Genomic DNA, 14,296 nt, shown 5'->3' with positions numbered 1-14,296 from the left:
AATCATGCAAAGAATCGTTCTCGCCTGTGCAGCAGGCATGTCCACCTCGATGGTGGTGACGCGGATGGAAAAAGAAGCGGCGGCACGCGGGCTGGCGTATCAGATCTACGCCATCCCGGAACAGAACCTGCGCGACGAGCTGGAAAATAACGTCGGTGAAGTGGCCGTGGTGCTGCTTGGGCCGCAGGTGCGCTTCAAGCTGGAGGAGAACCGCAAGCTGACCGACAGCTATCAAATCCCCATCGCGGTGATTGATTCGGTGGCTTATGGCACCCTTAACGGCGCAAAAGTACTCGATCAGGCGCTGGCTTTGGTAAACTAGCGCCAATCAATACGGATAATGGCTGAAAGGGTGGTTTTGTGGACAAAGGTGCGCCTGCGCAGGAAAAAAAGCAGTATCAGGAAATCGGTCACGATCTGCGCCAGCAAATCATCGATGGTCACTATCCGGTCGGTTCGCGTCTGCCGCCGGAGCGTAATATCGCCGAGACCTGGGGCGTCAGTCGTACCATTGTGCGTGAAGCCCTGCTAATGCTGGAGCTGGAGGGCACGGTAGATATTCGCCAAAGCTCCGGCGTTTACGTGATGCGCATCCCCTCGGAGAGCAGCGACGAAGAAGAGGCATTCTTCCGCAGCGACGTCGGGCCGTTTGAGATGCTGCAGGCGCGCCAGCTGCTGGAGAGCAATATCGCAGCATTTGCGGCGAAGATGGCCACCAAAGCGGATATCGAAAACCTCAAGCGCACGCTGGAGCAGGAGCAGCGCGCCATCGCGCTCGATGACAAAAGTCAGGACAACGACAAAATGTTCCACCTGCTGCTGGCCGGCGCGACGCAGAATCAGATGCTGCTGGATACCGTTAACAGCATCTGGCGTCATCACGAAAGCAGTCCGCTGTGGCAGCAGCTGCGCGGCCATATTGAAACCCGCAGCTACCGCCTGAAGTGGCTCGGCGACCATCAGACCATCCTCGCCGCGCTGCGCCGCCGTGACGTGATGGGGTCGTGGCAGGCAATGTGGCAGCATCTGGAAAATGTGAAGCACAGCCTGCTGGAGCTCTCCGATGCCGATGCCCCAGATTTCGATGGCTATCTGTTTGAATCAGTGCCGATTTTTCAGGGCAAGCTGGTATGAGTTTGCTGCGTATTGTGCCGCTGAGCGCGGTACCGGCAACCCGCGAAGTGGTCACCGACTGGCTATGGCAGGCTTTTGGCAGCGATAACAGCCGCGACTTTTATGCCAGCGTGATCGACAGCAGTCTGAGCGGTGCCGACCTGCCGCTGACGTTTGTGGCGCTGGATGACGACCGCCCGGTGGGTACCGTGGGATTATGGCGCTGCGATTTGATCAGCCGTCAGGATCTTTTCCCGTGGCTGGCGGCGCTGTACGTGGATGAGAGCTATCGCGGGCGCGGTTTAAGTGAACGCCTGCAGCAGACGGTGATCGACTGCTGCCTTCAGCGCGGCGACCGCCATCTGTACCTCTATTCTGCCTGTGCTGATTATTACGAGCGTTTTGGCTGGCACTATATCGGCGATGCGCTGGATTACCCGGCGACGCGCGTGCGTCTGTATCATAAAGCGCTGGGTTAAGCGGTGCGGGTCGGGCATGCCCGACCCCTACGGCGATCCCACGGATAGGGCATCGTCGATGCCGATCCCTACGGCGATCCCACGGATAGGGCATCGTCGATGCCGATCCCTGCGGCGATCCCACGGTTAGGGCGTCGTCGATGCCGACCCCTGCGGCGATCCCACGGATAGTGCGTCGTCGATGCCGACCCCTGCGGCGATCCCACGGATACGGTGTAGGGGCGATGGCATGCCTCGCCCGTTTTTCGCAGGATTACGGCGGCGATGCCACCGAATGGCGGCGCACCAGCGTTGGGCTGAACAGGTTGGTGACCTCCGGCAGCGGCTGGCCGTGGGCTAATGCCAATGCCAGCGCGGCAGCCTGCTGCGCCATGGTGACAATCGGATAGCGCACGGTGGTCAGGCGCGGGCGCACATAGCGCGACACCAGCACATCATCAAAGCCAATCAGCGACATCTCTTCCGGCACGCGCACGCCGTTATCGCTCAGCACCGCCAGCGCCCCGGCGGCCATCGAGTCGTTATAGCAGGCCACTGCGGTAAAGGTTTTCCCCTGGCCGAGCAGTTCGGTCATCGCCTGCTCGCCGCCCACCTCATCCGGCTCGCCAAACGCCACCAGCCGGTCGTTGCACGGCAGGCTGTGCTCTTTCAGCGCGTCGTAGTAGCCCTGCAGGCGGTCGCTGGCATCGGAGATCGGATGGTTAGAGCAGATAAACGCGATATTTTTGTGACCCTGCTGGATCAGGTAGCGCGTCGCCAGCCAGGATCCGTAGCGGTCATCCAGCGCAATGCAGCGCGTTTCAAAGCCGGGCAGCACGCGGTTGAGCAGCACCATCCCCGGGATCTGCTGCATTAACGGCAGCAGATCTTCATCGGGAACTTTCTTGGCGTGAACCACCAGCGCCGCACAGCGGTGGCGGATAAGCTGCTCAATCGCCTGACGCTCTTTCTGCTCGTTATGGTAACCGTTACCAATCAGCAAAAAGTTGCCGGTCTGCCAGGCGACTTCATCAACCGATTTCACCATTGCGCCGAAAAACGGATCGGAAACGTCACCGACCACCAGCCCGATAGTTTCCGTGGATTGCTGCGCCAGCGCCCGCGCATTGGCGTTCGGGTGGTACTGCAGCGACTCCATCGCCTGGGTGACGGCCAGCCTTGATGCTTCACTGGCTTTGGGGGAGTGATTAATCACGCGTGAGACGGTAGCAACCGAAACGCCCGCGAGCCTGGCAACATCCTTAATGGTAGCCATCGGTTAAATGCCTTCCTGGGTAAGCGTTTACATAGCGGATAGTGTTGCGGAAAGCGCCAGCGACTGCAAGCGTGCAGAGTGTCGCAGCCATCGCAAACCGGAGAGATAAACGACATCTGCCGGGGTACGGTGAAAGATGATATTCTGAGTTTCCAGAAAATTTGCCGAATAGCGGATCCTGCCATGACGATAAAAAAACTGCCCCATCTGGCCCACTGGGGTGCCTTCAGTGCCGTGGTTGAAAATGAAAAACTGCTGCGCTGCGAGCCTTTTTTCGCGGACCAGGATCCGTCCCCGATGCTCAACACTATTCCCGAGCTGGTCTATTCGGATAAACGTATCCGCCAGCCAATGGTGCGCCGCTCGTGGCTGAAATCGCGTGAGAAAAGCGACCGCACCCTGCGCGGGCGCGAGGACTTTGTCGCGGTGGATTGGGAAACCGCGCTCGATCTGGTGGCGGATGAGAACCGCCGCGTGCGCGATCGCTACGGTGCCAGCGGCATTTTCAACGGCTCTTACGGCTGGTCCTCTGCCGGGCGCGTCAACCACGCGCGCACGCTGGTGCGCCGCTTCTATAACCTGGGCGGCGGCGGTATCGACCAGCAGGGCAACTACAGCTGGGGGGCGGCGCAGTTCTTCCTGCCGTATGTTATCGGCACCTACATGCCGCTGACCGGGCGCGTCACCGACTGGCCGAGCGTGGTCGATCACTGCGAGATTTTTGTCGCCTTTGGCGGCCTGGCGCTGAAAAACAGCCAGGTGGCGTCCGGCGGAGCAGGGGAGCACAGCCTGAAACCCGCGCTGCTGCAGCTGGCGGCTAAAGGCACGCCGGTGATTAACATCAGCCCGATGCGCGATGACTGCCCGGCGTTTGTTAACGCAGAGTGGATCCCAATCCGCCCGAATACCGACGTAGCGCTGATGCTGGCGCTCGGTTTTGAAATTGAGCGCCTCGGCGCGGTAGATAATGCCTTCCTGCAATCGCACTGCGTGGGCTATCCGCAGCTGCGCGATTATCTGCTTGGCCACAGCGACGGGCAGGCGAAAACGGCGCAGTGGGCCAGCGCGATTACCGGTATCCCGGCGGCGCGTATCAGCCTGCTGGCGCAGCAGCTGTGCGGCAAACGCAGCTTTATTACCTGTTCCTATTCGGTACAGCGCGCCCATCGCGGCGAGCAGCCGTACTGGATGATGATCGCGCTGTCATCGATGCTCGGTCAGCCGGGCCTGCCGGGAGCGGGTTTCTCCTTCGGGCATGGGTCAATGAACAGCGTCGGCAACCCGCGCACCGAGGGGCCATCGCCGCTGATGTCGACCGGGCGCAACCCGATTGAAGATCTGGCGATCCCGGTGGCGCGTATCAGCGACATGCTGCTGAATCCGGGCCAGGAATATCGCTTCCAGGGCAAGACGCATCACTACCCGGATATCCACCTGATCCACTGGGCCGGTGGCAATCCGTTCCACCATCATCAGCAGCTCAACCGGCTGGTAGAGGGCTGGCATCGCCCGGACACGGTGATCGTGCAGGATATTGTCTGGACGCCCGCGGCGCAAATGGCGGACATCGTGCTGCCGGTGACGACCTCCCTTGAGCGTAACGATATCGGCGGCTCCTCGAAGGACCGCTTCGTGCTGGCGATGCATCAGGCGATCAAGCCGCAGCATCAGGCGCGTAATGACTTCGACATTTTTGCCGATATCGCAGAGCGCCTCGGCTACCGCGACACCTTTACCGAGGGGCGTGATGAGATGGCGTGGATCAAGCATCTTTACCAGCGCTGCGCGCTGGCGCATCAGGGCAAAGGCATCGACTTCCCGGAGTTTGAAACCTTCTGGCAGCAGGGCCACGTTGAGATCCCGCCGAGCGAAAAGCCGTGGGTCTTTATGGCCGATTTCCGCCAGGACCCGATTGCCAACCCAATCAAAACCGCCAGCGGCAAGATCGAGCTGTTCTCACAAACCATTGCCGGTTATCAGCTGGAAGATTTCGCACCGCATCCCGAGTGGCTGCCGCCGCAGGAGTGGCTGGGTGCGCCAATTGGCGAGCGCTTCCCGCTGCACATGATCTCCATTCAGCCGCACGACCGTCTGCACAGTCAGATGGATGCGACCCCTTCCGTGCAGGCCAATAAAACCGCCGGGCGTGAAACGCTGTGGATGCATCCTGACGATGCGGCCGCACGCGGCATCAGCGACGGCGACGTGATTGAAGTGAGCAACGACCGTGGCCGTATGCAGGCCGGGGTGCGCCTTACCGACGGCGTCAGCCCGCAGGTGGTACTGATCGCCACCGGCGCCTGGTTCGATCCGGGCTTTGGTAAAGCGTGGAAGCCGTACGATCGCGCCGGAAATCCTAACGTGCTGACGCTGGATATCGGCACCTCATCGCTGACCCAGGGCCCGAACGCGATGAGCTGCCTGGTGGAAATTAAAAAGGCAGAGGTGACGGACTAAAAAGATTGCAGAAACCCCTACATATCACATAGCTGGTTACATTTTGCGGGTAACTGTTGCGATTGCGCGGTAGCGGCTGAAGTGGGGGGATTGCTACAGTTCAGATCCCAGAGGTATTGATGGGTGAACATCAAAAAGTTTTTATCGCTTTGTTTCACCAACCTGCGCAGATGCGCAGGTTTTTTTTGCCTGTCACTCACGATCTGAAACACAGTTTCCCTGTTAACCCACCTGCATTTTTTGTATAACTCCCGCATAGTTACCTCGTTCTCTTTTCCGGAAAATTGATGCCGCCGCTCAAACGTAATAAGGCTAAAGATCAGCCTGCTCCCACTTTTAATCCCGTGCGTTTCCGGCTGGTGTGCCTGGGTGTGCTGGGCTGCCTGGTGTTCCTGCTGGCCAGCACTGCGGATTTGCAGCTCATCAACCATCCAATGCTGGAGAAGCAGGCGGACGAGCGCTCGCTGCGTACCGTTACGCTGCCGACTAACCGTGGCACCTTGCTGGACCGTAACGGTGAAGCGCTGGCCCTGAGCGTGCCGTCGCGCGATATCATCGCGGACCCGCAGCGCGTGCTGGAAGCGCACCCGGATTTTACCAGCGACAAGTGGGAATACCTGGCGAATGCGCTCGATCAGCGCCCGGAACAGCTGGCGGCCCAGATCAACGCCAATCCCAATCGCCGCTTCCTGTATCTTGGGCGTAAAATCGAACTCGGCATTGCCAAAGATATCGCCAAGCTGCACCTGACCGGCATCACCACCGTGTATGACGACAGCCGCTTCTACCCGATGTCTGAGGCAACCGGCCCGCTGCTCGGGATTGTCGGCGCGGATAATACCGGCCTGACCGGGCTGGAGAAGGGCTTCGACAAGCTATTGCAGGGCACGCCGGGCGTGGAGAAATATCGCCAGGATGCCAACGGCAATATTGTGGCGATGATCAACTACGAGCCGCCCAGGCAGCCGCCGACGGTGCAGCTCAGCATCGACAAATTTGATCAGTACACCATGTACAGCAAGCTGCGCGACGGGGTGATCCTCAATAAAGCGGATTCGGGCGCGGCGGTGCTGATTAAGATCGACACCGGGGAGATCCTCGGTATGGCGTCTTACCCCTCTTTCAACCCGAACAATTTTGTCGATGTGTCGCCGATGCAGATGCGCAATACGGCGATCAACGACAGCTATGAACCGGGTTCGACGGTGAAGCCGCTGGTGGTGATGGAAGGGCTGATCCGCAAGCTGGTGCGCCCGGACTCGGTGCTGGACACCACGCCGTACCGCGTCAACGGTCACCTGATCCGCGATGTTGGTCACTGGCCGCGCCTGACCATGACCGGCATCCTGCAAAAATCGAGCGATATCGGCGTATCGCACATCGCGCTGGCGATGCCTGCCGAAGTGCTGGTCAACACCTATCACTCGTTCGGGCTGGGCAAGCCGACCGGGCTGGGGCTGACCGGTGAAAGCGTGGGCTACTTCCCGCTGCACCGCGAGCGCTGGGCCGATATCGAACGCGCCACCTTCTCATTCGGCTATGGCCTGCGCGTCACCCCGCTGCAGATTGCCCGTGAATATGCCACCCTCGGTTCGTTTGGCGTTTATCGCCCGCTGTCGATCACTAAGGTCAGCCCGCCGGTCATGGGCACCCGGGTCGCACCGGAGGATACGGTGCGTTCGGTGGTGCACATGATGGAGAGCGATGCGCTGCCGGGCGGCAGTGGCGTGCGCGCCGCCGTGCCGGGTTACCGCCTGGCAATTAAAACCGGTACCGCCGAAAAGATGGGCGACAGCGGAAAATATGACGGTGGCTACATTAACTACACGGCAGGCGTGGCGCCGGCCAGTAACCCGCAGGTGGCGCTGGTGATCATGATTAACCACCCAACCGCCGGCGACCACTTTGGTGGCTCGGTTGCGGCCCCGGTATTTGGCAATATTATCGGCCCGGTGCTGAAGCATATGAATATCGCCCCCGATGCCTTAAATAACCATGGATAAGAAAAATCCTAATATAATCAATATGTAAAGAAGTGCAGCAGCGGTCATAACTGGTTTCATTTCGCGCCAATCATTTGCTTTTGTTTGCTGGTTTCCCCAAGGGGTTCAGATGACAATAGCTTTCCCAGAGGTATTGATTGGTGAGAATGCAGCCTGCTCCCGGCAGGCTGATACCCTGTTCAGTTGCACCAACCCACGCGGATGCGTGGGTTTTTTTTTGCCCGCCACTCTCCCATTACCTAATCATGTCAGCAGAAAGACTCGCTAACATCTGCAGCCGCTTTAACTACACCAATCGTCAAAAGAAAAAATTCCGACCCTGTAAGGTGCTTCTACCACTGCGCAGTTCTGCATTCCATTGCGTGGTGTCAGCCCCTTGATGTGTTGGTAGCGCGACAAGGGGCGCTTTTTTACTCTCAGGAATTGCTCACGATGCCGAAACTTAAAGACAGGACGCAGAAAGTCGGTGGCCGCTCAGCGGCTTTTCAGTTGCGTATCAACCCTGAACTTCACGCTCAGCTAAGAACGCTGACCGACGATGACAATGTCACGCTTGCCTGCTGGCTGAAGGAGCTGGCCCGGCGTGAGCTGCGTCGGCGAGGGATTGAACCGCGCGGCTAATAACAGCGAATGAACCGTACGAAGGGGCCATGTACGGCTGTTGATTATGTTGATTCGGCACGAAGCGTTTAAACGTAGCGTTTCGATAACAACCCTTGCAGAAACTTAACACTGTCAGGATGACGCTCCCTCTATAATGGCTCTCCTTTATGAGAGTAATCACTCTCGTTACTAATTAGTATCATCTAATTGAGACTTCACCATGCGCTTAAGGATCCTCCCCGCGAGTTTAATTTTTTTGCTGGCCGCCTGCGATCGGACGCCCGCGCCAACCATTAGCGAGGCTGCCGTCAACGTCGGCGTCGCGACCTTACACAGCCAGCCCGTCACGCTGTTTACTCAATTGCCTGGCCGCACCACAGCGGTACGTACCGCGGAAGTTCGCCCGCAGGTGAGCGGGATTATTCTCAAACGCCTGTTTACCGAAGGCAGCGAGGTAAAAGCCGGGCAGCCGCTGTACCAGATCGATCCGGCGACCTATCAGGCTGCTTACGATAAGGCGCTGGCAACCTCAATTAACGCCGACAAGCTGGCGGCGCGCTACAAACCGCTGGCCGCCGCCCACGCCATCAGCTTCCAGACCTGGGATGATGCCGTTGCCGCCGCGCGCGAAGCGAAAGCCGATCTCGAAAGCGCTAAAGTCAATCTCAATTACACCCACGTGCTGGCACCGATCGGCGGTCATATTGGCCGCTCGCTGTCGACGGAAGGCGCGCTGGTCACCAGCGGGCAGACAGGCTATATGAGCCTGATCCAGCAGCTTGACCCGATCTACGTTGACGTCAGCGAGTCCTCACTCAACCTGCTGGCACAGCGGCGCGCGCTGGCTGATGGCAGGCTGAAGGCCGCAGGGCAGAATGCCGCCGCCGTAAAACTGACGCTGGAGGATGGCTCGGCGTACCCGCTGGAAGGGAAGCTGGAGTTCACTGAGGTGACCGTCGATGAAAGCACCGGAAGCGTGACGCTGCGAGCCGCATTCCCGAACCCTCAGCGCCAACTGCTGCCGGGAATGTTTGTGCATGCCAGCCTGCCGCAGGGCGTCGCCGAGCAGGGGCTGCTGGTGCCGCTGGAAGCGATTATGCACGACACCAAAGGGCGGCCCTATGCGTATGTAGTGGGGGCAGATAACCGGCTGCAAGTGCAGATGGTCAGCACCGGGCAGATGGTCGGCAAAGCCTGGCTGGTCAACTCCGGCCTGAAAGCGGGCGACCGCGTGGTGGTGGACGGCCTGCAAAACGTGCGTGCCGGAACACGGGTCAACGCCACGGCGAGCCAGCCTAAAGTCGCGCCGCAGGCCAACCTCACCACCACCGATCCTTCCGCGCAGTAAATCAGGAAAATCAGATGTCAAAATTCTTCATTGAACGCCCGATCTTCGCCTGGGTGGTGGCAATCGTGGTGATGCTGGTCGGCGCACTGTCGATCTACAGCCTGCCGATCAACCAGTATCCTAACATTGCGCCGCCGGCGATCTCGGTGCAGGTGGCTTACCCAGGCGCCAGCGCGGAGACCACCCAGAACACCGTGGTCCAGGTTATCGAGCAGCAGCTCAACGGGCTGGATAATCTGCGCTATATCGAATCACAGAGTAACAGTGACGGTAGCGCGACCATCATTGTCACCTTTAATCAGGGCACCGACCCGGATACTGCCCAGGTGCAGGTGCAGAACAAGGTGTCGCTGGCGGAATCCCAGCTGCCGACCGAGGTGGTGAATCAGGGGATCAATATCCGTAAATACCAGGCGAACTTTATGCTGGTCGTTGGGCTCACCTCCAGCAACCCTAATATGAGCAACGGCGACCTGGCGGATCTGCTGGTGTCGAAACTGCAGGACCCCATCGCCCGCAGTAACGGCGTCGGTGATTTTATCGTGTTGGGGTCTGAGTACGGCATGCGCATCTGGCTCGACCCGGCGAAACTGTACAAATATCAGCTGATCCCCAGCGATATCACCACCGCCATCACCCAGCAGAACGTCCAGGTCTCCAGCGGTAAGCTGGCGGGGCTGCCAACCGTGCAGGGGGCGCGCTTCAGCGCCACTATCGTCGGCAAGACGCGCCTGCAGTCGGTGGAACAGTTTAAAAATATCCTGCTGAGGGTAAATACGGACGGCTCGCAGGTGCACCTGCGCGATGTCGGCGGTGTCGACCTCGGTCCGCAGGATTACAGCATTTCCGCCACCTTTAACGGTAAACCTTCCGTGGGGATTGCGCTGCGCCTGGCCAGCGGCGGCAACGTGCTGGATGCGATTAACAGCGTGCGCGCCACGGTGAAAACCATCGAGCCGTTCCTGCCTGAAGGCGTAAAAGTGAACTTCCCGTATGACACTTCTCCGGTGGTCAGCGCCTCAATCCACGAGGTAGTGAAAACGCTGATTGAGGCGATTATCCTGGTGTTCCTGGTGATGCTGCTGTTCCTGCAAAACCTGCGCGCTACCCTGATCACCACCATGGTGGTGCCGGTGGTGCTGCTCGGCACCTTCGGTATTTTATCCGCCTGCGGTTACACCATTAACACACTGACGATGTTCGGCATGGTGCTGGCGATTGGCCTGCTGGTGGATGATGCCATCGTGGTGGTAGAGAACGTCGAGCGCGTGATGCATGACGAAGGGCTGGATCCGAAAGCGGCCACCATTAAATCGATGCAGCAGATTCAGGGGGCGCTGGTGGGGATTGCGCTGGTGCTGTCGGCGGTGCTGCTGCCGATGGCCTTCTTCAGCGGATCGACCGGGACCATCTACCGCCAGTTCTCGATCACTATCGTTTCGGCGATGGTGCTGTCGGTGCTGATGGCGATGATCTTCACGCCAGCGCTCTGCGCCACGCTGCTAAAAGCCAGCTCGGCCAATGTGAAAACCACCGGTTTCGCGGGCTGGTTCAACCGCAAATTTGACGCCGGGGCGCTGAGCTATACCCGCAGCGTGGGCACGGTGATCTCATGCCGTGGCCTGTTCTTTATCGTCTACCTGGTGATTGTCGGCGCCACCGGCTACCTGTTTACCCGCGTGCCGACCTCGTTTCTGCCGGACGAGGACCAGGGGGTGATGATGATGCAGATGACCCTGCCCGCAAATGCCTCCAGCGAGCGTACCCAGCAGGTGCTGGATGAGGCCGGAGCCTGGCTGCTGAAGCATGAACCCGCCGTACAGTCGGTGTTCTCACCGAACGGCTTTAGCTTTGCCGGGCGCGGGGAAAATACCGCCATGTCCTTCGTACTGCTAAAACCCTGGGATCAGCGCAACAGCAATGAGTCGGTGGCTAAAGTGGCTGCGCGCACCATGGCGTACTTCGCCACGCTGAAAGATGTCAAAGCCTACGCGCTGGTGCCGCCTGCGGTCATGGAGCTGGGTAACGCCACCGGCTTCGACTTCTTCCTGCAGGATATCAACAACCAGGGCCATGCTGCGCTGATGGCGGCGCGTAATCAGTTCCTCGCTAAGGCCGCCCAGGACAAACGGCTGTTCGCCACCCGCCCCAACGGCATGGAGGATGAGCCGCAGTATCACCTGATTATTGACGATGAACGCGCCCGGGCGCTGGGGCTGAGCCTGGAAGATATCAATGACACGCTCTCCACCGCCTGGGGGTCGACCTACGTTAACCAGTTCATCTACAACGGGCGCGTGAAGAAAGTTTACGTGCAGGGCAACGCCGGTTCGCGCGTCACGCCGGAAGATCTCGACAAATGGTACTTCCGCAATGCCAGCGGCGATATGGTGCCCTATTCGGCGTTTGGCAGCGGCAAATGGCAGTCCGGTTCGCCGCGCTATGAGCGCTTTAACGGCGTCTCGGCGGTAGAAATTATGGGTTCCCCGGCGGCAGGCTACAGCTCCGGCGATGCGGTGAAGGCCGTTAATCAGATTGCCGCCACGCTGCCGAAAGGGTTCCGCGTGCAGTGGCACGGCCTGTCGTATGAGGAGCAGATGTCCGGATCGCAGACCCCGGCGCTGTATACCATTTCGATCATCATGGTGTTCCTGTGCCTGGCGGCGCTGTATGAGAGCTGGTCGATTCCCATTTCTGTGCTGCTGGTGGTGCCACTCGGCGTGCTGGGGACCATTCTCGCCGTGCTGCTGCGCGGGCTGACCAATGATGTGTTTTTCCAGGTCGGGTTGTTGACCACCGTCGGGCTGGCGGCGAAAAATGCCATTCTGATCGTCGAGTTTGCCAAAGAACTGCACGATAACCACGGCAAGAGCCTGGTGGAGGCGGCAACCGAAGCGGCCAGGCTGCGCATCCGCCCGATCATCATGACCTCAATGGCCTTTGTGCTGGGCGTCTTCCCGCTGACCATTTCGCACGGCGCGGGGGCGGGTAGCCAGCACTCGATTGGTACCGCTGTGGTCGGGGGCATGATCACCGCAACCTTCCTCGCCATCTTCTTTGTGCCGATGTTCTATGTGGCGATCTCACAGTGCTTCACGCGTACTAAAAAGACGCAAACTGAGGATGAAAAACATGATGCGTAAGTCATTCACTCTGGGTGTTGTGCCGCTGGCGCTGATTATGGCGGGTTGTACCATGGAGCCGGACTATCATCGTCCGGCGCTGCCGGTGGCCACGCACTATGGCAGCCAGGATCGAACCCACGCCGGAAATGGCGCAGAGATCCGCTGGCAGAGCTTTTTTACCGACCCGGTGATGCACAAACTGATTGCCAGCGCGCTCGCCAATAACCGCGACCTGCGGGTGGCGGCGCTGAACGTGGAAGTGGCGCGTTCGCAGGTGCAAATTGACCGTGCGGCGCTGCTGCCGTCCATCGACCTCGATGCTGAAGGGAGCGGCACCCATCTGCCAGGGGGCCTTTACAGCACGCAGAGCAGCGGCCCGGTAACCTATCATCAGATGAGTACCAGCCTGGGGGTGACCGCGTGGGAGCTGGACTTCTTCGGCCGCCTGCGCAGCCTGCGCGACCAGGGGCTGGAACAGTATCTGGCCACCGCAGCCACCCAGCGCGCGACGCAGATCAGCCTGATCGCCGAAGTGGCTTCGAGCTATCTGTCGCTGTGCTCGGATAACGAGCTGCTGGCACTGGCGCAGGAGACAGCGAAAAGTCAGCAGGATTCATATGACCTGACCAAACGCAGCTATGACGGCGGCGTGGCCAGCGAGCAGGATCTGGTACAGGCAGAAACGTCGGTGCGCACGGCGCAGGCCGATATCGCCAGCTACAGCCGTCAGGTGCGTCAGGACGTTAACGCGCTGGCGCTGCTGGTGGGGAGCGATCTGCCGCCGAACCTGCTGGCGGGCGCGCGCCTGCAGAAAGCGTGGCACTTTCCGGCCACGCCAGCGGGCCTGCCGTCTGACCTGCTGACCCACCGCCCGGATATTATCGCGGCGGAACATACCCTGAAAGCCGCCAACGCCAATATCGGCGCGGCGCGGGCGGCGTTCTTCCCCAGCATCAGCCTGACCGCTTCTGGCGGTTCGACCTCGGCCACTTTCAGCCACCTGCTCTCCGGCGGCACGGCGGCCTGGTCGTTTGGCCCGAGTATCAGCCTGCCGATCTTCGATGGCGGGGTGAATTCGGCCAATCTGGATATCGCTAAACTGCAAAAACGCATTGAAATCGCCGACTATGAAAAAACCATTCAGACCGCGTTTAAAGAGGTGGGGGATGCCCTGGCGGGGCAGGAAACCTATCAGGATGAGCTAAAAGCACGCCAGCTGGATGAGGCGGCAAACCAGCGCAATTTCCGCTTTGCCACGGTGCGCTACCGTGAAGGCGTGGATAATTATCTCAATGTTCTGGTCGCGCAGCGTTCACTGTATGCATCCCAGCAGTCGCTGATTGCCACCCGTCTGGGGCAGTTAAACCAGCAGATCACGCTGTATAAAGCGCTGGGAGGTGGCTGGAGATCGTGAGCATTCCTGATTAAATATCGCATTTTTTACGAAATTCTTACGCCCCCAATATAGAATCTCGTCAGCGGGATAGATGATGATAGAAATGACTATCAACAAAGGTTGATGGCTTAGCGGGTCAGGCATGCCTGACCCCTACAAAACCAGAGTACAAATCCGCAGCTGTCGCGGCATGCCTGGCCCACATCAGATATCCGTAGGGCCACGGCATGCCTGGCCCGCATCAGATATCCGTAGGGGCCACGGCATGCCAGGCCCGCATCAGATATCCGTAGGGGCCACGGCATGCCAGGCCCGCATCAGATATCCGTAGGGGCCACGGCATGCCTGGCCCACATCAGATATCCGTAGGGGCCACGGCATGCCTGGCCCACATCAGATATCCGTAGGGGCCATGGCATGCCAGGCCCGCATCAGATATCCGTAGGGGCCATGGCATGCCTGGCCCGTCAGAATGTGGTTGTACAAGGTTGCGTAGGGTTCGGAACAGATCTGACCC

Annotated in this window: 10 protein-coding genes; 9 read left to right on the top strand and 1 reads right to left on the bottom strand. The window is 59.5% G+C overall.

What is annotated here, in order from left to right:
- Window positions 1–4 precede the first annotated feature (4 nt).
- Genes ACLI4M_RS05170 through ACLI4M_RS05160 form a run of 3 tightly spaced genes read left to right on the top strand, consistent with a single transcriptional unit; the run spans window position 5 to window position 1,592 of the window.
- Entirely contained in the window at window positions 5–322 is a 318-nt protein-coding gene (locus ACLI4M_RS05170) for a PTS sugar transporter subunit IIB (protein WP_048917192.1), read from the top strand.
- A gap of 38 nt (window positions 323–360) precedes the next feature.
- Window positions 361–1,134, top strand: coding sequence for an FCD domain-containing protein (locus tag ACLI4M_RS05165; protein WP_133622843.1), 774 nt, complete (start codon window positions 361–363; stop codon window positions 1,132–1,134).
- A gap of 2 nt (window positions 1,135–1,136) precedes the next feature.
- The gene (locus ACLI4M_RS05160) at window positions 1,137–1,592 is read left to right on the top strand and encodes a GNAT family N-acetyltransferase (protein ID WP_133625014.1); all 456 of its coding nucleotides are present in this window, start codon (window positions 1,137–1,139) and stop codon (window positions 1,590–1,592) included.
- A gap of 253 nt (window positions 1,593–1,845) precedes the next feature.
- Here the strand turns inward: ACLI4M_RS05160 and galR are convergent, their stop codons facing one another.
- Window positions 1,846–2,847 carry an HTH-type transcriptional regulator GalR gene (gene galR, locus ACLI4M_RS05155; RefSeq protein ID WP_133622844.1) on the bottom strand — a complete coding sequence of 334 codons (1,002 nt, stop codon included), beginning with the start codon at window positions 2,845–2,847 and terminating at the stop codon, window positions 1,846–1,848.
- A gap of 183 nt (window positions 2,848–3,030) precedes the next feature.
- On the opposite strand from galR, the gene ACLI4M_RS05150 reads away from it, so the two are divergent.
- From ACLI4M_RS05150 to ACLI4M_RS05125, 6 genes are all read left to right on the top strand, one after another.
- Window positions 3,031–5,304, top strand: a complete 2,274-nt coding sequence (locus tag ACLI4M_RS05150; protein WP_133622845.1) for a molybdopterin guanine dinucleotide-containing S/N-oxide reductase — start codon at window positions 3,031–3,033, stop codon at window positions 5,302–5,304.
- Window positions 5,305–5,591: 287 nt separating this feature from the next.
- Complete coding sequence (locus ACLI4M_RS05145; protein ID WP_133622846.1) at window positions 5,592–7,307, top strand: penicillin-binding transpeptidase domain-containing protein; 1,716 nt, start codon at window positions 5,592–5,594, stop codon at window positions 7,305–7,307.
- Window positions 7,308–7,739: 432 nt separating this feature from the next.
- Window positions 7,740–7,928, top strand: a complete 189-nt coding sequence (locus tag ACLI4M_RS05140) for a hypothetical protein (RefSeq protein ID WP_048917186.1) — start codon at window positions 7,740–7,742, stop codon at window positions 7,926–7,928.
- Window positions 7,929–8,130: 202 nt separating this feature from the next.
- Window positions 8,131–9,258, top strand: coding sequence for an efflux RND transporter periplasmic adaptor subunit (locus ACLI4M_RS05135; RefSeq protein WP_133622847.1), 1,128 nt, complete (start codon window positions 8,131–8,133; stop codon window positions 9,256–9,258).
- 14 nt (window positions 9,259–9,272) lie between these two features.
- Window positions 9,273–12,401, top strand: coding sequence for an efflux RND transporter permease subunit (locus tag ACLI4M_RS05130; protein ID WP_133622848.1), 3,129 nt, complete (start codon window positions 9,273–9,275; stop codon window positions 12,399–12,401).
- Window positions 12,391–13,797 carry an efflux transporter outer membrane subunit gene (locus ACLI4M_RS05125; protein WP_301291991.1) on the top strand — a complete coding sequence of 469 codons (1,407 nt, stop codon included), beginning with the start codon at window positions 12,391–12,393 and terminating at the stop codon, window positions 13,795–13,797. Before ACLI4M_RS05130 ends, ACLI4M_RS05125 begins: the two co-directional genes overlap by 11 nt.
- Window positions 13,798–14,296: the final 499 nt, after the last annotated feature.

Source organism: Erwinia sp. LJJL01, assembly GCF_047300805.2.
Classification (GTDB): Bacteria; Pseudomonadota; Gammaproteobacteria; order Enterobacterales; family Enterobacteriaceae; genus Erwinia; species Erwinia aphidicola.
This window is presented reverse-complemented; position numbering and strand designations above follow the sequence as displayed.

Excerpts from the sequence above, each read along its gene's own strand:
- ACLI4M_RS05130 (WP_133622848.1), top strand. The coding sequence starts at position 9,273 with ATGTCAAAATTCTTCATTGAACGCCCGATCTTCGCCTGGGTGGTGGCA.
- ACLI4M_RS05145 (WP_133622846.1), top strand. The coding sequence starts at position 5,592 with ATGCCGCCGCTCAAACGTAATAAGGCTAAAGATCAGCCTGCTCCCACT.
- ACLI4M_RS05170 (WP_048917192.1), top strand. The coding sequence starts at position 5 with ATGCAAAGAATCGTTCTCGCCTGTGCAGCAGGCATGTCCACCTCGATG.
- galR (WP_133622844.1), bottom strand. The coding sequence starts at position 2,847 with ATGGCTACCATTAAGGATGTTGCCAGGCTCGCGGGCGTTTCGGTTGCT.
- ACLI4M_RS05135 (WP_133622847.1), top strand. The coding sequence starts at position 8,131 with ATGCGCTTAAGGATCCTCCCCGCGAGTTTAATTTTTTTGCTGGCCGCC.
- ACLI4M_RS05150 (WP_133622845.1), top strand. The coding sequence starts at position 3,031 with ATGACGATAAAAAAACTGCCCCATCTGGCCCACTGGGGTGCCTTCAGT.
- ACLI4M_RS05140 (WP_048917186.1), top strand. The coding sequence starts at position 7,740 with ATGCCGAAACTTAAAGACAGGACGCAGAAAGTCGGTGGCCGCTCAGCG.
- ACLI4M_RS05125 (WP_301291991.1), top strand. The coding sequence starts at position 12,391 with ATGATGCGTAAGTCATTCACTCTGGGTGTTGTGCCGCTGGCGCTGATT.